Source organism: Janthinobacterium sp. GW821-FHT03C08 (genome assembly GCF_059420905.1).
Genome location: NZ_JBWKUP010000002.1, coordinates 270,272 through 287,167, shown reverse-complemented (window position 1 = coordinate 287,167; position 16,896 = coordinate 270,272). Strand labels below are relative to the sequence as shown.

Annotated in this window: 13 protein-coding genes; 6 read left to right on the top strand and 7 right to left on the bottom strand. The window is 61.9% G+C overall.

The features are described 5' to 3' along the window. Positions 1-167: 167 nt before the first annotated feature. The 6 genes from AC07VL_RS03745 to AC07VL_RS03720 are packed head-to-tail and all read right to left on the bottom strand — an operon-like array spanning position 168 to position 7,537. Positions 168-1,535 (bottom strand): sensor histidine kinase, encoded by a 1,368-nt coding sequence (locus AC07VL_RS03745; RefSeq protein WP_494804653.1) that lies wholly within the window; start codon positions 1,533-1,535, stop codon positions 168-170. Continuing rightward, the gene (locus AC07VL_RS03740) at positions 1,535-2,881 is read right to left on the bottom strand and encodes a sigma-54-dependent transcriptional regulator (RefSeq protein WP_494804652.1); all 1,347 of its coding nucleotides are present in this window, start codon (positions 2,879-2,881) and stop codon (positions 1,535-1,537) included. The genes AC07VL_RS03745 and AC07VL_RS03740 overlap by 1 nt, the downstream gene beginning before the upstream one ends. A gap of 46 nt (positions 2,882-2,927) precedes the next feature. After that, on the bottom strand, positions 2,928-4,163 hold the full coding sequence (locus AC07VL_RS03735; RefSeq protein ID WP_494804651.1) for an ABC transporter permease: 1,236 nt from the start codon (positions 4,161-4,163) through the stop codon (positions 2,928-2,930). 30 nt (positions 4,164-4,193) lie between these two features. Further along, entirely contained in the window at positions 4,194-5,504 is a 1,311-nt protein-coding gene (locus AC07VL_RS03730; RefSeq protein WP_290608003.1) for an ABC transporter permease, read from the bottom strand. Positions 5,505-5,514: 10 nt separating this feature from the next. Then, the gene (locus tag AC07VL_RS03725; RefSeq protein WP_290608004.1) at positions 5,515-6,243 is read right to left on the bottom strand and encodes an ABC transporter ATP-binding protein; all 729 of its coding nucleotides are present in this window, start codon (positions 6,241-6,243) and stop codon (positions 5,515-5,517) included. Between the two features lie 28 nt (positions 6,244-6,271). Further along, positions 6,272-7,537 (bottom strand): efflux RND transporter periplasmic adaptor subunit, encoded by a 1,266-nt coding sequence (locus tag AC07VL_RS03720; protein ID WP_494804650.1) that lies wholly within the window; start codon positions 7,535-7,537, stop codon positions 6,272-6,274. A 173-nt stretch (positions 7,538-7,710) separates the two neighbouring features. Here AC07VL_RS03720 and AC07VL_RS03715 point away from each other — a divergent pair, with 173 nt between their 5' ends. Next, the gene (locus AC07VL_RS03715; protein WP_494804649.1) at positions 7,711-9,384 is read left to right on the top strand and encodes a MutS-related protein; all 1,674 of its coding nucleotides are present in this window, start codon (positions 7,711-7,713) and stop codon (positions 9,382-9,384) included. On the opposite strand, the gene AC07VL_RS03710 is transcribed toward AC07VL_RS03715, so the two are convergent. Further along, the gene (locus tag AC07VL_RS03710) at positions 9,385-11,310 is read right to left on the bottom strand and encodes a phosphoethanolamine transferase (RefSeq protein WP_494804648.1); all 1,926 of its coding nucleotides are present in this window, start codon (positions 11,308-11,310) and stop codon (positions 9,385-9,387) included. 414 nt (positions 11,311-11,724) lie between these two features. Between AC07VL_RS03710 and rpsL the strand changes: the two genes are divergently transcribed. From rpsL to rpsJ, 5 genes are all read left to right on the top strand, one after another. Beyond that, positions 11,725-12,108, top strand: a complete 384-nt coding sequence (gene rpsL / locus AC07VL_RS03705) for a 30S ribosomal protein S12 (RefSeq protein WP_010394376.1) — start codon at positions 11,725-11,727, stop codon at positions 12,106-12,108. A 152-nt stretch (positions 12,109-12,260) separates the two neighbouring features. Next, entirely contained in the window at positions 12,261-12,731 is a 471-nt protein-coding gene (gene rpsG, locus AC07VL_RS03700) for a 30S ribosomal protein S7 (RefSeq protein WP_010394377.1), read from the top strand. Between the two features lie 108 nt (positions 12,732-12,839). Next, positions 12,840-14,945, top strand: coding sequence for an elongation factor G (gene fusA, locus AC07VL_RS03695; RefSeq protein WP_131378985.1), 2,106 nt, complete (start codon positions 12,840-12,842; stop codon positions 14,943-14,945). Between the two features lie 72 nt (positions 14,946-15,017). Next, positions 15,018-16,208, top strand: coding sequence for an elongation factor Tu (tuf, locus tag AC07VL_RS03690; RefSeq protein WP_100428800.1), 1,191 nt, complete (start codon positions 15,018-15,020; stop codon positions 16,206-16,208). A 179-nt stretch (positions 16,209-16,387) separates the two neighbouring features. Next, entirely contained in the window at positions 16,388-16,705 is a 318-nt protein-coding gene (gene rpsJ / locus AC07VL_RS03685; protein ID WP_038497056.1) for a 30S ribosomal protein S10, read from the top strand. Positions 16,706-16,896: the final 191 nt, after the last annotated feature.

Below are 16,896 nucleotides of genomic sequence, written 5' to 3'. Positions count from 1 at the left end.
TATCGCCAAGACAATTCATTGTCAATGAGCTATTTTTATATCATTATGCAAACTTAAATAGCTTATTTCTAACATACGGGCATACGCCGCGTGAAGTTGCAAAATTAAAAACACAAATTGTTGATATTGCACAATAAATAGTTGCGGATTATGTGATCTAAAAATCGTTACTCCGGGATCTCATTTCTGTCCGGCAAGGGAAGGATGAGGGTCACTGTCAGGCCACCGCCCTCGCGATTGGCCAGGGTGATGCGTCCGCCATGCGCTTCGGCAATTTCGCGCGCCAGGGCCAGGCCCAGTCCCGTTCCGCTGCGCTTGGTGGAGTAGAACGGGACCAGCGCGTTTTCCAGCACCGCACCGTTCATGCCGGGTCCGCGGTCGCGCACCTCGATGCGCAGCTGCCCTTGCGCCAGGCTTACGTGCATGCTGATCTGCTGGAGTTTGGAGCCGGACTCCTGCGCATTCTTGAGCAGGTTCAGTAGCGCTTGCTGCAATTGCGCCGCATCGAACACGGCCGCCTGCGCCGGCGGCGGGGCGTCGAGCGTGAAGGTCGCTTGCGAGGCCAGGCTGTCGAGGAATGGCTGCCATTCGCAAGCGGCCAGGCGCGGCGCGGGCAGCTTGGCAAAGCGCGCGTAACCGAGAATGAAGCTTTCCAGGTGGCGCGTGCGTTCTTCGATCGTGGCGAGGATCTGCGGCAGGCGTTCGGTTTGTCCGCGGCGTACCAGCTCGGCCCCGGAGTGGGCCAGCGAGGCCAGCGGCGCGAGCGAGTTGTTCAGCTCATGGCTGATGACGCGGATGACTTTTTTCCAGGTCTGCACTTCCTGGCGCCGCAGTTCCAGGGTCAGCTGGCGCAGCAGCAGCAATTCATGCTTGCGGCCGTTCAGGCTGAAGCTACGCCGCGCCAGGTGGTACACCTCTTCCTGTTCGCCGTCGCCGGTCGTAAACAGGCCGTCGCTGGGACGCGCCAGCGCTTCCGCCAAGGCCGGTGCTGCCTGCTGCACGATGTCGGCCAGGCGCTGTCCTTCCAGGCGCCGTCCCTGGTGTAGCAACTGGCGCGCGGCCAGGTTGGCGTAGACGATGGCGCTGCCTTCGGCCACCAGCAGCATGGCCACCGGCGTGTTCTGCACCATGGTGTCGAGCAGCAGCTCGCGCTGCACCAGGTCCAGGCGCTGCTTGCGCAGCACGTCGCCGAGGGCATTGTGGGTCGCCACCAGGTCGGCCAGTTCATCGTTCTGCGGCCAGCGCAGGCTGAAGGCGAAGTCGCCGTCCTGGTAGCTGGCGACCGTGCCGCTCAAGGCGCGGAACAGCGACAGCATCGCCTGCAATTGCGCGCGGATGGTGATGACGGCAATCGGCAGGATGCACAGCAGCGACAGCCCCAGCACCAGCCACGGCTGGCCGGGCAGGAAGTGCGCGAGCAGCAGGGCGATGCCCATGCCCAGTACCAGCAGGGTAACGATGAGCGCCGTCCAGCGCGTCAGCAACGAAAGGCGCAGGCCTGTCGGGCGTATCGGCGTGTGCTCGACGGGCGGCATCAGGCGCGCGCGATGCCCAGGCGCTCCATGCGCCGGTACAGCGCCTGGCGCGACAGCCCCAGTTCCTGCGCCGCCTGCGCCACGACGCCGTGCGCGCGGGCCAGCGCGGCCACGACGCTGTCGCGGTCCGGTTCCGTGGCTGCGGTATCTTGCGCGGCGCGCTGCACGGCCGCCAGCGGCAAGCCCAGGTCCTGCGCCTGGATCAGGGGGCCGGCCGCCAGCAGGCTGGCGCGCTGCATGACGTTTTTCAGTTCGCGCACATTGCCGGGCCAGCCATGCGCCAGCAGGCTGGCCTGCGCCTGCGTATCGAGGCTCTTGTCCGGCCCGAGGAAATGCCGCGCCAGCACGAGGATGTCGGCCGGACGCTGGGCCAGCGGCGGCAGGCGCAGCTCGATGACGTTCAGGCGGTAGAACAGGTCTTCGCGGAAGGTGCCGGCGCGTATCATGGCCGGCAGGTCGGCATTGCTGGCGCTGATGACCCTGACCTTGACCTGGCGTTCGCGGTTCGATCCGAGGCGTTCGAAGCGGCCCGTTTCCAGCACGCGCAGCAGTTTCATCTGGCCGGCCAGCGGCAGGTTGCCTATCTCGTCGAGAAACAGGGTGCCGCCGTCGGCCGCATCGAACTTGCCGTCGCGCGCCCGCGTGGAACCCGTGTAGGCGCCCGCTTCGGCGCCGAACAGTTCCGCCTCGATCAGGTCCACCGGCACGGCGCCGCAGTTGAGCACCACGAAGGGGCCGTCGGCGACCTGGGAATTGGCTTGCACGATGGCGGCGATGCGCTCCTTGCCACTGCCGTTCGGCCCCGAAATGAGCACGGGAACGTCGGCACGCGCCACCTGGCAGGCCAGGTGTACCACGCGCTCCGTGGCGGGATCCTGCCACACCATGCCGCGCAAGTCGAAGTCGTGTTCGAGCGCGTGGCGCTGGCGCTGCTCGGCCAGCACGCGCTGGCGCAGGGCCTGGCTGGCCTGTCCCAGCTCCAGCAGGTTTTGCACGCTGGCGATCAGGCGCCGGTCGTCCCATGGCTTGGCCAGGTAGTCGGCCGCGCCGGACTTGATCAGGTCGACGGCCGCATCGAGCTGGGTCCATGCCGTCAGCAGGATCACGGGCAGGTCGGGGTAGCGCGCGCGGATGGCGTGGAACAGCGCGCTGCCTTCCTCGCCCGAGGTGGTGTCGGCCGTGAAGTTCATGTCCTGCACCACCAGGTCGATGGGATGGCGCGCCAGCAGCGCCAGGCCCTCCTCGGGCGAGGCGGCGCGCAGCGCATCGATCTCGTGGAGCGAGAACAGCACGTCGAGCGCGATGGCCACGGCGGCATTGTCGTCAATAATCAGTACGGTAGGCATGCGTGCAGCATAACATTGTCATGACGGCCAGGGCAGGGACAAATGCTCATGTGCTGCGCGTGGCGGTGGCCGGCGAAATGCTGGCCGCACGCCAGGCCGGGCCATATACGGCGACCAGTCCCAGCAACCAGAACACGAGCGCGCCGCCCAGCAGGTAGTACAGGGGCAGGCGCGCCATTTCCAGTTGGCTCACCAGCAGGTGGTTCAGCGCCAGGGCCAGCACGACGCCGGCGGCCACGCCCACGCTGGTGATCATGAAATTCTCCGTCAGGAAGTAGCGCAGGATATCGACGCGCCGTGCGCCCAGGGCGCGGCGCACGCCGATCTGCTTGCGCCGCTGCGTCACCCACAGGCTGGCGATGCCGACGATGCCGCTGGCCGTCACCAGCAGCAGCAGGGCCGAGACGGTGATCAGCATCCACGACAGGGCGCGGTCGGCGCGGTAGCGCGTGTCGCGGTCGTCATCCAGGCTGCGGATGCGCACGATCAGCTTGTCCGGCGTGGCTGCGCGGATGGCTTGCTCGGCTTCCTTCATCACGCGCTCGCGCTGGCCGGCTTCCGTGCGGATGGTCAGCAGGGTATCGCCGTCGCCCGTCAGGCGCACGGGAAAGATCACGGAATACTCGCCCTGCTCGCCCACTTCCGCGCCCTGGGTCTGCAGCCGGTCGATGACGCCGACCACCTGCAATTGCTGGGCATTCTCGCCCGTGCCGAGGAACAGGGGCATGCCCAGTGCGCTGCCGCCGCCCGGGTGGATTTTTTCAGCCATGGCCCGCGTGATGATGACTTGCGGCGGAAATACCTCCGTCACGTTCTGGTCGATTTCGTTGATTTCGGCGGGCGTGAAGTCGCGGCCTTCCCGCAGTTGCAGGCCCCAGGTCTTGATCAGCGAGTCGGGCGTGATGTACACGGCGGCGATGGCGGAGCTGTTTTCCTGCTTGCGGCTGGCGGCGAAGCCGCTGTTGCTGCCGCTGCGCGACAGGGGAACCTGGCTGACCTGCGCCACGGAGACGACGCCGGGTACGGCGCGCGCGGCGGCGGCCAGGCGTTTTTGCAAGGCCAGTTCTTCATTGTGGCCCAGCGGACGCAGGTTGCGCGCCAGCAGGTGGAACACTTCGCTCTCGGCCGCCACGCCGCTGGGGCGTGCCGCCACTTCCTGGCGCACGTTGACGATATGCAGGGCGTTGGCCAGGATGGCCAGGCTCAAGGCTACCTGCACGGCGACCAGGATGGCGCCGGTTTTGCTGCGCATCAGCGCAGACAGGATGGGTCGGATTTCCATGGTGGTCCTATTCGTGTGCGGTGGCGGCGGTCATTGGGATTTGAGCTGGATGGCCGGCGTCACCTGGCAAGCGCGCCAGGTCGGCAGCAGGCCGGCCAGGATGGCGGCGGCGACCGAGAGGACGAAGGTCATGGCCAGCATCACCCAATCCATGTGCGCGGCGACGGTCAGCTGCTTGGACTGCATGCCGATCAGGGCCAGGGCGCCGAAGGACAGCAGCAGGCCGAGCACGCCGCCGGCCAGGCCGATGACGGTCGTCTCGATGAGGAACTGGCGGAAGATGTCGCTGCGCGACGCCCCCAGCGCGCGGCGGATGCCCACTTCGGAAGCGCGCACGGAAAACTTCGCCAGCAGCAGGCCGATGGTATTGACCAGGCACAGGGCCAGGAAGCCGAACGCCAGCCAGGCCGACAGCTTGTTGTCGTTGCCGACCACGCGCAGGTGGACCAGCCATTCATCAATGCTGAACAGGCGGTTCGGCGCGGCGCGTTTCAGGCGGCCCAGCTTGCGCTGTTCCTGCGCATAGCTGTCGAGGTAGTTCTGCAGCTCGGCGCGCTGGCCATCGCTGGCCATCTCGAACCAGAACTGCATCCACGTGCATTCCGAGTCGAGCGTGCCTTGGAATCCCGGCTCGCGGTTGCCGCTGCAGCTCATGCTGCCGTTGTGTCCCGTCTGGTGGCGGATCGCGCTGGTGAACGGGATGAAGTAGCTGTCTTCGCTGCCGAAGGCGCCGCTGCCGATGATGCGGTGGATGCGCGGCACGGGATCCCATTTGTCGAGCACGCCCGTGATCTGGAACTGGAAGCCCATCAATGTCATGCGCTGGCCGACCGGGTTGCTGTCGCCATACAGTTTTTCCGCCAGCTTGCGCGACAGGACGATGACGTCGGCGCCGGCCGCATCGTCGGCGGCGCTCCATGGCTGACCATACAGGAACGGTGTCTCGAACATGGGGAAGAAATCGCGGTAGGCGGCCAGTCCCTGCGAGCTGAAGGCGCCGATGTCCTTGCGCGCGGGCTCGATGGCGCCGCCCACGCCGTACATGACGCTGCGGCGCTCGCCGATTTTGCTGTTCTGGAAGTTGACGGCATCGCGGTAGCTGAGCTGCTTGTCGCCCGATTCGTTGCCCGGGGTGTAGCCGGAGAGGGAGCCATTGTCCACCAGCGGCACGAACATGCGTCCGTTCTTGTGCGGCAGGGGATTGCCCGACATGACGTGCAGGATGGTGAGCGTGGAAATGCTGGCGGCCACGCCAATGGCCAGGGTCAGCACCATCAGCGCCGTCAGGGCGGGATTGCGGCGCAGGCTGCGTAGGCCAAGCAGGAAGTAGTACTGGAACATGCGTCTATCCTCAGGCAGTGGCGGCGTTGCTGCCGGCCTTGGCCGGGCTGCTGGCCAGCGTCGGTCCCTTGTGCACCAGGTCCGACACCTGGCCGTCGATGATGTGCACGTTGCGCTGGCTGCGCAGCGCCAGTTCGGGATCATGCGTGACCATCAGGATGGTGGTGCCTTGCGCGTTGATGTCTTCCAGCAGTTCCATCACGCCGCGCGCCATCTGCGTATCGAGGTTACCCGTCGGTTCATCGGCCAGCAGCAGCTTGGGCGAGCCGGCCAGCGCGCGCGCGATCGCCACGCGCTGCTGCTGGCCGCCCGACAGTTCGGCCGGATAGTGTTTCATGCGCGAGGCCAGACCCACCTTGGCCAGTGCATCCTCGATGCGTTCGCGCCGCTCGGCGCTGTTGTAGCCCCGGTAGCGCAGGGGCACGTCGACATTGTCGAACAGCGACAGGTCGGGGATCAGGTTGAATCCCTGGAAGATGAAGCCCAGTTTTTCATTGCGCAGGCGCGAGCGGGCATTGTCGTTCATGCCTTTCACGTTGACGCCGTCGAGGATGTATTCGCCATCGGTGAATTCCTCCAGCAGGCCGGCGATGTTCAGGAAGCTCGTCTTGCCGGAGCCGGACGGCCCCGTGACGGTGACGAATTCCCCCTGCTTGACGTGGATTTCAAAACCGCGCAGCGCGTGCGTTTCGATCATGTGGGTGCGATAGACTTTATTCAGGTTTTGCATGCGCAGCATGGCGAGTCTCCGGGTAGATGAGAATGGATTAATTGAGCGAGACGCGGGCCGCGTTCTCGAAGGCTTCCGTGCCGGCGACGACGACCTTGTCACCCTGCTTCAGGCCGCCGAGGATTTCCACGGCCGAGACGCTGGTGGCGCCCATCCTGATGGGCGTGCGGATGGCCACGCCGTCGCGCACGACGTAGGCGAAGCGGCCGCCTTCGGCCTCGACGAAGGGACCGCGCGCCAGCATCAGCACATTCGGCTTTTCATCGATCAGCAGGCGCGCCGTGACGCGCTGGTTCTGCCGCAGGCCGGCCGGCTGTTCACCGTTGAAGCGCACGCGCGCCAGCACCTGGTTTTTCACCACTTCGGGGGACAGGGCCGAAAGTTTGCCCGTTGCCTTGATGGCGCCCGTCTCGATTTCCGCGCCCATGCCCAGGCCAATGTCGGCCACGTACGTTTCCGGCACTTCCAGCTCCACTTCCAGCTGCGACAGGTCGACCAGCGTCATCAGCGCCGTATTGGCTTGCACCACGCTGCGGTTGGCCACCGACAGGGTGCCGATGAAGCCGTTGACGGGCGCGCGCACGGTCAGCTCGTCGACGCGACGCTGGGCATTGTCGCGGACGAGGCGCTGGCGTTCCAGTTCGTTGACCTTGGTCTTCAGCGCCAGGGTCACGTCCTCGCTTTCCAGGCCCGCCGCCTGCGACGCGTGCTTGCTGCGGATCTCGGCGGAATTCAAGGCATCCTTCGCCTTCTGGTAATCGATCTTGGCGATGATGCCCACCTGCGCCACGCTTTCATAGCGTTCCAGCGTGCGCTGCGCGGACAGGCGATCGATCTCCGCCGTATCGGCTTCGCGCCGCGCCAGCAGCTTCTGCTTCTTGGCCAGGATCTGCTGGCGCGCCACTTCCGCCTCCAGCTGCTGCACGCTCGATTGTTCGCGCTTCAGCGCGTCGGACAGGTCGGGCGATTCCAGCACGGCGAGAATGTCGCCCTTTCTGACCGTGTCGCCCGCCTTGGCCTTCAAGGTCACGGTGGCCACCGTGGTCGAGTACAGGGTGGGGCTGATGGCCGCCACCACGCGGCCATTCACGGCGGCATCGCGGATCAGCGTACCGCGCGTGACCTCGGCGATGCGCAGGCGGCTGGCATTGACGGAATGTTCGCTGTTGCGCCAGCCGGCAAACACGGCGACGGCACCGCCGATGACGATGGCGGCGCCCGCCAGCAGCAGGGCGCGTTTCTTGTGGCGCTGGCCCGCCGGGGCGGACAGCACGGCGTCTTGGGAGGAAGTATCGCGGATCATGGTGGACGTTTCGTGGACAATGCAATTCTCTATGCATATTCCATGCCAGTTTTAAGTCGTTGAATTGAAAAGAAAAAAATAAAATTGTCCGGCTGTCCGGCTGTCCGCGGTGTCCGCGGTGTCCGCGCTGTCCAGCGGGTGTCCGCGCGGGGCACCTCGGGACAATGTGAGGAATGGATCTTGATAAAGTGGCAATCGACCTGATCTGTGCCCTGGCAGTGATGGCGCGTGGCGCCATGCTCGCCCCCCTCCTGTGGAGCATGATGACGCCTACGCCTTCCCTGTTTTCCTCCCTGCGCCGCTGGCTGCGCCAGTTTGCCAGCCTGCCCGAGCCGGCGGAATTCGACTATCCGTTTGCCCGCAGCGACATCGCCATGCTGCAGCGGGTCGAAGATGGCCCGGCGCAGCTCGACGAACAGACGTGGGATGAAATGCTGCTCGATGGCTACCATGCGCAACTGGCTACGCAAGCCAGCATTCTTGGCCAGCAGCGCCTGCATCAGCGCCTGGCGAGCGGTACGGCGGATGCCGCCTCGCGCGCGCGCATCGCGGCCCTGCTGGCCGCGCCGGCACAGCAGGCGGCGCTCGAGCAAGCCATGCGGCCGCTGCGCACGGCCGACATGGAAGTGGCGGCCTTGTTGTGTGGCGCAGCGCCGCCGGCACCGCCGTGGTGGAGCCGCTGGCTGCTGTTGCCCACGCTGGCGCTGCTGGTGTCGCTGCTGGCCGCGTGGCTGGTCGCGCCGCTGGCATGGGCCATCGTCGTGCCCGTCTGGCTGGCGCTGATGGCCTTGCAGATGCGCTTTCATGAGCGCTGCAAGCCCTGGGAGCGCAGCGTGTTTACCTTGCAGCGTATCCTGCTGGTGCATGGTCGCCTGGCCGCGCTCGATTCGCCTTTCACGGCGGCGCTGCGCGAAGGCGCCCGGGCTGCGGGCGTGATCAACCGCCAGATCACGCCGCTGCGCTGGATCAAGATGATTCCCCTGCTGAGTGAGTATGACGACTGGCTCATGCTGGGCAATATCCGCCGCTACTTTCACAGCCTGCGCGTCGTGCGGCGCGAGCGCGATTTTTTGCGCCAGAGTTTCCTGCTGCTGGCCGACCTGGAGGCGGACCTGGCCCTGGCACGCCATCTGCGCGGCCGCGTGCAGTTCTGCTGGGCGCAGGAAGCCGGCGCGCGGCAATTGTCGCTCGACGCCATGGTGCATCCGCTGCTCGATGGCGCCGTACCGCTATCGTTGCGGCTCGATGGCCGCGGCGCCTTCATCTCGGGCCAGAATGCCATCGGCAAAAGCACCTTGCTGCGTGGCGTGGGACTCAATCTGGTCAGCGCGCGCGCCTTCGGCTTTTGCTACGCCCATGCGGCACGCGTGCCGCTGCTGCCGCTGTATTCGAGCATGCAGAATGAGGATTCGCTCGATGGCGGCGAAAGCCTGTACATCGCCGAATTGCGGCGCGCGCGCGAACTGCTGGCGCTGGCCGAGGGCGGCGCGCCGGCGCTGTTCCTGATCGACGAGATTTTCCGCGGCACGAACCACCTCGAGTCGGTGGCCGCAGCCGCGGCCGTGCTGCATACCCTGGCGGCGCAGCACCTGGTGATCGTCTCGTCGCACAACCTGGTGCTGGGACCGTTGCTGGAAGACTGCCTGGCGCCTTGGTGCGTGCGCCGCGACGCGCACGGGGCACTGTTGCTGGCGCCCGGCGTGCTGCAGGCCACGAACGGCATCGCCCTGCTGGCGCAGCGCGGCTTCGGCAGTGCCATCGAGGCGAAGGCGGGGCAGGTCTTCGACTGGCTCAGCACGCATATGGCGCAGCCGGCCGATTGCGCGGGCGTGCTGGCCGGCGACTGACTATTTGTCCTGTTTTTCCGGCGTGCTCTTGTCGATCACTTCGCGGCAGTCGCCGCGGATGATGGCGTTGTCGTAGTTGGTCCAGCCGTAGCTGTCGACGTAGCGCTTGTGCTGCTTGAAGCGGGGGCTGGCGATGCTCCATTCGGGCTGTTCGCCGGCGAAGCGGATGTCACCCAGGTCGAGCAGGGTGTGGAACATGTTTTCCGTCGACAGGCGTGCCTTCCGGTGGCGCTGCAGTTGCGTCACCTTGTCTGGATAGTGCTGCTGGAACTGCGGCGAGTACCAGACGAAGGCGGGCACGTGGAACTCGAACTGCGTGTTATGCCCGTGGAAAGCCAGTCGGCAACTGCCGTCGTACAGGGTCTGGCCGTGGTCGGCCACGTAAACGAGCGAGCTGCGCAGGGCCATGCGCTGGCCATCGTCCTTCAGGATGCCGATCACGTTCGACAGGAACCAGTCCGTGTACAGGATGGAGCTGTCATAACTGTTGTTCAGCTGCGGCTTGATGGCCGTGTCCGTGTAGACGGGCTTGTCGACGCCGAACAGCGATGGCTGCCACTTGTCGAACGATTTCGGATAGCGCTGGCTGTAGTTCCAGTGGCTGCCCAGGGTATGCAGCACGATGAGTTTTTTCGGCGCCGGATCGGCCAGCGCATTCTTGAGCGGGTCGAACAGGATCTGGTCGAAGTTCGAGTTGTTGGTAAAGCCGCCCAGGTTCAGGAACTGCACCACATCCGCCTCCTTGGCGAAGACGGAAACGGGCGTGTCGAACTGGCCGAACGAGATCTGGTTCGACAGCCAGTACGTCTTGAAACCCGCTTCCTTGTAGGCCGTGAGGAAGGATTTTTCCGAAAAACCGTCCTTCAGGCTTTGCGTGGCCGGCTTGCGCGAGATGATGACGGGCACCGACAGGCGCGTGGCGGAAACGGCCGTGATGACGTCGGCCAGCGGTACCAGGTTGCTTTCCTGCTTCAGCAGGGGATTGGTGTCGCGTTCGTAGCCGTTCAGGCTCCAGCGGTCGTAGCGCGACGATTCGCCGATCACCATCACCACCACTTCCGGCTGGGTGTCGGGATGCTGCTGGTGTGCGCCGAAACGGAAGCTGCTGCTTTTCTGGCCCAGTTCGGCCAGGTACTTGCGTTCCTTGTAAAAGTCGAGGCCGCGCGCCATCAGGCCGAAGGGCCAGGAGTTGCTGATGGTGTCGAAGGTGTAGGGCAGGCGCGCCCAGTGGGGCAGGCTGGGCCAGCCCAGGCCCGTTTCGTCGGCACCGGCGATGCTGGCGTTCTCGGGCTTGCTGCTCTCGTCGTCCTCCTCGTCCGTCTCGTCGTCCGCGGAACTGGCATTGCCGAAGCCGGAGGCGCCGGCCTTGACGCTGGCCGCCGGCTTGCTGGCCTTGGCGGAAGCGGCGGCGCTGTGCAGGACTTTGGCGTCGAAACCGAATTCGTAGCCGTAGCCCCAGAAGGCGCCCAGCAACAGCAGCAGTGCGAAGGCGGCCGGGCGCGTCCTGCCGCGCCAGTCGAGGTCGCGCGTGCGCGTGGCCGCATACCAGCTGAGCAGGCACCAGGCGACGACGCCCAGCATGACGGCCCCCATCAGCCATACCTTCTGGCCGAGGAATTCCATCGCCTCCTTGGGGCTGGTCTCCACGATGATGCCCAGGTGGTGCGTGGAAATGCCCTGGCCATAAAAGATGAACAGGTAGATTTCCGTCGGCAGGGCCAGGAAGGCGGGCACCAGCAGCCAGTGGAAATAGGCGGGACGCTTGAACACGCTCCAGACGGCCAGCCAGGCCAGCAGCTCGAAGGTGAGCATTTGCCAGGGGTGCTCGAGCGGGCGTCCCAGCAGCGCCGGGATGAACGGCACGGCCGACAGCAAGGCATAGGTCAGGAGCAGGAACAGATAGTCAGGGCGAAGCAAGGGGCGCATAAAGGAAGGCGGCGAATAATGTCCGCTATTATCAATCCTTTTGTCATCTTGCGGTCATACAAGAGCGCCCCCGGTGATGACTTGCATGCAGGGAAAGAGTGCTCAATCAACAAGTGGGTCGCCCACACACTGCCAGGAAAAATTAGCCAAAATGCTACAAATTGGCGTGATTTTTGCCTTTTTTTATAGCAAAAAGCCGTAAACTGATTGACCCCCTGTAACACAAGGTCTAAACTAGCGAGTTCTCGATTTTATTCTGCACATCGTTTACGTGTTACTTGGCATTTCTTGGCCGCTCCTTATCGAGTGGCTGCGGGCGCCTCCGGTGCGCAGCAGATAAAAGCGGGACGAGGTTTTAGTCGCCGGGCATCTTGCCCGGGTTATTAATCGTATTTTTTTGTTGGATTTATAACGATGCCAACCATCAATCAATTGATTCGCAATCCACGCGTCGCCTTGACCGTGAAGAGCAAATCGCCGGCGCTGGAAAACAGCCCGCAAAAGCGTGGCGTCTGCACACGTGTTTACACCACGACTCCAAAGAAGCCTAACTCGGCTCTGCGTAAAGTCGCTAAAGTTCGCCTGACCAATGGTTTCGAAGTCATTTCGTACATTGGCGGTGAAGGCCATAACCTGCAAGAGCATAGTGTTGTGCTGTTGCGCGGCGGCCGCGTCAAGGATTTGCCGGGTGTGCGTTACCACATGGTTCGCGGTGCCCTGGATACCCAAGGCGTTAAAGACCGTAAGCAATCGCGTTCGAAGTACGGTACCAAGCGCGCTAAAGCAGGCAAGAAGTAATAAGTTGTACGCAGCAAACCCAAGTTTCGCTCAGTGGCAACTAGCTAAGTGAATGTAGTCGACCGCATCTGGTCGAGTAAGTGGAGGACTATGATGGTCGTCCGCGAGTGTGCGAAGAACGCGCGCTCAACTGAAGATTGAAAGGAATTGATATGCCACGTCGTCGTGAAGTACCCAAGCGCGAAATTTTGCCAGATCCAAAATTCGGCAACACTGATGTCGCTAAATTTGTAAACGTGCTGATGCTGTCCGGTAAGAAATCGGTTGCAGAAAACATCATCTACGGTGCTTTCGAGCACATCGCAGCAAAATCGGGCAAAGATCCGCTCGAAGTTTTTGCTACCGCAATCAACAACGCCAAGCCGTTGGTTGAGGTGAAATCCCGTCGCGTCGGTGGTGCAAACTACCAGGTGCCGGTCGAAGTTCGCCCAGTCCGTCGTATGGCTCTGTCCATGCGTTGGTTGCGTGAAGCTGCTAACAAGCGCAGCGAAAAATCGATGCCACAACGCCTCGGCGGTGAGCTGATGGAAGCGGCTGAAAGCCGCGGCGGCGCGATGAAAAAACGCGACGAAGTCCATCGTATGGCTGAAGCGAACAAAGCGTTCTCGCATTTCCGCTTCTAATATAAAGCCAGCTACCGCAAGGCGGCTGTCAAGCATCTGTTGTTCGAGGCCGGGCTCATTTTTGCAAAAAAATGCTGCTCGGTTTTGTCCATTCATTTAGGATTAATTATGGCCCGCAAGACCCCCATTGAGCGCTATCGCAATATCGGTATCTCCGCTCACATCGATGCAGGTAAGACGACCACGACCGAGCGCGTCCTGTTCTACACCGGCGTGAACCACAAGCTGGGCGAAGTCCATGATGGCGCTGCCACCACCGACTGGATGGCGCAGGAGCAAGAGCGCGGCATCACGATTACCTCGGCTGCTGTTACGTGCTTCTGGAAAGGCATGGCTAACAACTTCCCAGCGCATCACATCAACATCATCGACACCCCGGGCCACGTTGACTTCACCATTGAAGTTGAACGCTCGATGCGCGTGCTGGATGGCGCCTGCATGGTTTACTGTGCAGTCGGCGGCGTGCAGCCACAATCGGAAACGGTATGGCGTCAGGCTAACAAATACAAAGTGCCACGTCTGGCCTTCGTGAACAAGATGGACCGTACCGGCGCCAACTTCTTCAAGGTCTACGATCAGATGCGTTCGCGTCTGAAAGCCAACCCGGTGCCTATCCAGATGCCGATCGGCGCTGAAGACGTCTTCACCGGTGTTATCGATCTGGTCAAGATGAAGGCCGTCATTTGGGACGACGCTTCGCAAGGCATGAAGTTCGAATACGAAGACATTCCTGCACACCTGGCTGCCGATGCTGCCAAGTGGCGCGAGAACATGGTTGAAGCCGCTGCTGAAGCGTCGGAAGACCTGATGAACAAGTACCTGGAAGAAGGCGACCTGTCGGAAGCCGAGATCAAGGCTGCTCTGCGTCAACGTACCATCGCCAGCGAAATCGTTCCAATGTTGTGCGGTACCGCCTTTAAAAACAAGGGCGTACAGGCAATGTTGGACGCGGTCATCGAGTACCTGCCATCGCCTATCGACATTCCGCCAGTACCGGGTTTGGATGAAGATGAGCAGCCTGTCGAGCGTAAAGCTGACGACAACGAGAAATTCTCGGCGCTGGCATTCAAGATCGCAACCGATCCGTTCGTGGGTCAGCTGTGCTTCATCCGTTGCTACTCGGGTACCCTGAATTCGGGCGACTCGGTGTTGAACTCCGTGAAGCAGAAGAAAGAGCGTATCGGCCGTATCGTGCAGATGCAAGCGAACGAACGCGAAGAAATCAAGGAAATGCGCGCTGGCGACATCGCCGCCGTTGTGGGTCTGAAAGACACCACCACTGGCGATACGCTTTGCGACGACAAGGCAAGCGTGGTTCTGGAGCGCATGGTCTTCCCTGAGCCAGTGATTTCGCAAGCGGTTGAGCCAAAAACCAAGGCCGACCAGGAAAAAATGGGCCTGGCGCTGAACCGTCTGGCAGCAGAAGATCCATCGTTCCGCGTGCGTACCGATGAAGAATCGGGCCAGACCATCATCGCCGGTATGGGCGAGTTGCATCTGGACATCATCGTTGACCGCATGAAGCGCGAATTCAACGTTGAAGCCACCGTCGGCAAGCCACAAGTGGCTTACCGCGAAACGATCCGTAAAGTGTGCGAAGAGTCGGAAGGCAAATTCGTCAAGCAATCGGGTGGTCGTGGTCAATACGGTCACGTGGTTCTGAAGATCGAACCGCAAGAACCGGGCAAGGGCTTCGAATTCGTTGACGCGATCAAGGGCGGTACCGTTCCTCGCGAATACATCCCTGCAGTTGAAAAAGGTGTGCGCGACACGCTGACTTCGGGCGTGATGGCTGGCTACCCAGTTGTTGACGTGAAAGTCACGCTGTTCTTCGGTTCGTACCATGATGTTGACTCGAACGAAAATGCATTCCGCATGGCCGCTTCGATGGCATTCAAAGATGGCTGCCGCAAAGCATCGCCAGTCATCCTGGAGCCGATGATGGCCGTGGAAGTGGAAACGCCGGAAGACTACGCCGGTACCGTGATGGGCGATCTGTCGTCGCGTCGCGGTATGGTGCAAGGCATGGACGAAATTGCTGGCGGTGGCGGCAAGATCATCAAGGCCGAAGTACCTCTGTCGGAAATGTTCGGCTACGCTACGTCGTTGCGTTCGTCGACCCAAGGTCGTGCGACTTACACGATGGAATTCAAGCACTATGCTGAAGCACCTAAGCATGTGACTGAAGCAATCGTAAGCTCGAAAGCTAAGTAATAGAAGTTCCGGGCCGGCTTTCACGAGAATGCCGGTCCCTACATTTAAATCATTGTTCTAAGGAAGAATAAAATGGCAAAAGGTAAATTCGAACGGACCAAGCCGCACGTCAACGTCGGCACCATCGGCCACGTCGACCACGGTAAAACCACGCTGACCGCTGCAATCGCAACGGTTCTGTCGAAGAAATTCGGCGGCGAAGCCAAAGCATACGACCAGATCGATGCGGCTCCAGAAGAAAAAGCGCGCGGTATCACGATCAACACCGCCCACGTCGAGTACGAAACGGAAACCCGTCACTACGCTCACGTTGACTGCCCAGGCCACGCCGACTACATCAAGAACATGATTACCGGTGCCGCGCAGATGGACGGCGCGATCCTGGTGTGCTCCGCAGCTGACGGCCCAATGCCACAGACCCGCGAACACATCCTGCTGGCCCGCCAAGTTGGCGTTCCATACATCATCGTGTTCCTGAACAAGTGCGACCTGGTCGACGACGCAGAGCTGCTGGAACTGGTTGAAATGGAAGTGCGCGAGCTGTTGTCGAAGTACGAATTCCCAGGCGACGACCTGCCAATCATCAAAGGTTCGGCACGTATGGCGCTGGAAGGCAAAGAAGGCGAAATGGGCGTGGACGCAGTGCTGCGTCTGGCCGATGCCCTGGATGCTTACATCCCAACGCCAGAGCGCGCTGTTGACGGTGCCTTCCTGATGCCAGTGGAAGACGTGTTCTCGATCTCGGGTCGCGGTACCGTGGTAACCGGTCGTATCGAGCGCGGCATCATCAAGGTCGGCGAAGAGATCGAAATCGTCGGCATCACCGATACCGTCAAAACGACTTGCACCGGCGTGGAAATGTTCCGCAAGCTGCTGGATCAAGGTCAAGCAGGCGACAACGTTGGTCTGCTGCTGCGCGGCACCAAGCGTGAAGACGTGCAACGTGGTCAAGTTCTGGCCAAGCCAGGCTCGATCAAGCCACACGCCCACTTCACCGGCGAGATCTATGTTCTGTCGAAAGACGAAGGCGGCCGTCATACGCCATTCTTCAACAACTACCGTCCACAGTTCTACTTCCGCACGACGGACGTAACTGGTTCGATCGAGTTGCCAGCAGACAAAGAAATGGTTATGCCAGGCGATAACGTGTCGATCACCGTCAAGCTGATCAACCCGATCGCGATGGAAGAAGGTCTGCGCTTCGCTATCCGCGAAGGCGGCCGTACCGTCGGCGCTGGTGTTGTTGCAAAAATCCTGGCTTAATTCTTAAGCCTGCATAAAAGAAGACGCGTCGTCGCCCGGCGCCCTTCTTTTTATTCAACTGCCGGGGTTGGCAAGCATTTTGGTGCTATCATGTCGACCCTGACGGTTGTTGCGTCAGAAATTCCCGTGTTACCTCATTGCCGTGCAGACCGCGCGGTTCGTTCTTTTAAGGAAATACCATGTCGACACCAAACCAAAAAATCCGTATCCGCCTGAAGGCTTTCGATTACAAACTGATCGACCAGTCCGCTCTGGAAATCGTTGAAACCGCGAAGCGTACCGGCGCTGTCGTCAAAGGCCCAGTACCACTGCCTACCCGTATTCAACGTTTCGATGTGCTGCGTTCCCCGCACGTCAACAAAACTTCGCGCGATCAGTTCGAGATCCGTACGCACCAACGCCTGATGGACATCGTTGACCCAACGGACAAAACCGTTGACGCGCTGATGAAGCTGGACCTGCCAGCTGGTGTTGATGTTGAAATCAAACTGCAATAATCGTTTTTAAGAAGGCTGGCGGGGTGTCCCGCTGCCTGATGATGGGGCCGGGCCTGCTCACGACCGTGAGCGCGCCCGGCCCCATTGCTATTGGTGAGCGCATTCTGCCCGCACCGCTCGTTCTTTCTGCTCCATCCCATCCTGCTTTCCTTTGCGTTGCACCGCCGCCGATATTGCCGATGTGCGCTGGC

Coding starts and splice junctions, on each gene's coding strand:
- AC07VL_RS03745 (WP_494804653.1), bottom strand. CDS start 1,535: ATGCCGCCCGTCGAGCACACGCCGATACGCCCGACAGGCCTGCGCCTT.
- AC07VL_RS03725 (WP_290608004.1), bottom strand. CDS start 6,243: ATGCTGCGCATGCAAAACCTGAATAAAGTCTATCGCACCCACATGATC.
- AC07VL_RS03720 (WP_494804650.1), bottom strand. CDS start 7,537: ATGATCCGCGATACTTCCTCCCAAGACGCCGTGCTGTCCGCCCCGGCG.
- rpsL (WP_010394376.1), top strand. CDS start 11,725: ATGCCAACCATCAATCAATTGATTCGCAATCCACGCGTCGCCTTGACC.
- AC07VL_RS03735 (WP_494804651.1), bottom strand. CDS start 4,163: ATGGAAATCCGACCCATCCTGTCTGCGCTGATGCGCAGCAAAACCGGC.
- tuf (WP_100428800.1), top strand. CDS start 15,018: ATGGCAAAAGGTAAATTCGAACGGACCAAGCCGCACGTCAACGTCGGC.
- rpsG (WP_010394377.1), top strand. CDS start 12,261: ATGCCACGTCGTCGTGAAGTACCCAAGCGCGAAATTTTGCCAGATCCA.
- AC07VL_RS03715 (WP_494804649.1), top strand. CDS start 7,711: ATGGATCTTGATAAAGTGGCAATCGACCTGATCTGTGCCCTGGCAGTG.
- fusA (WP_131378985.1), top strand. CDS start 12,840: ATGGCCCGCAAGACCCCCATTGAGCGCTATCGCAATATCGGTATCTCC.
- AC07VL_RS03710 (WP_494804648.1), bottom strand. CDS start 11,310: ATGCGCCCCTTGCTTCGCCCTGACTATCTGTTCCTGCTCCTGACCTAT.
- AC07VL_RS03740 (WP_494804652.1), bottom strand. CDS start 2,881: ATGCCTACCGTACTGATTATTGACGACAATGCCGCCGTGGCCATCGCG.
- AC07VL_RS03730 (WP_290608003.1), bottom strand. CDS start 5,504: ATGTTCCAGTACTACTTCCTGCTTGGCCTACGCAGCCTGCGCCGCAAT.
- rpsJ (WP_038497056.1), top strand. CDS start 16,388: ATGTCGACACCAAACCAAAAAATCCGTATCCGCCTGAAGGCTTTCGAT.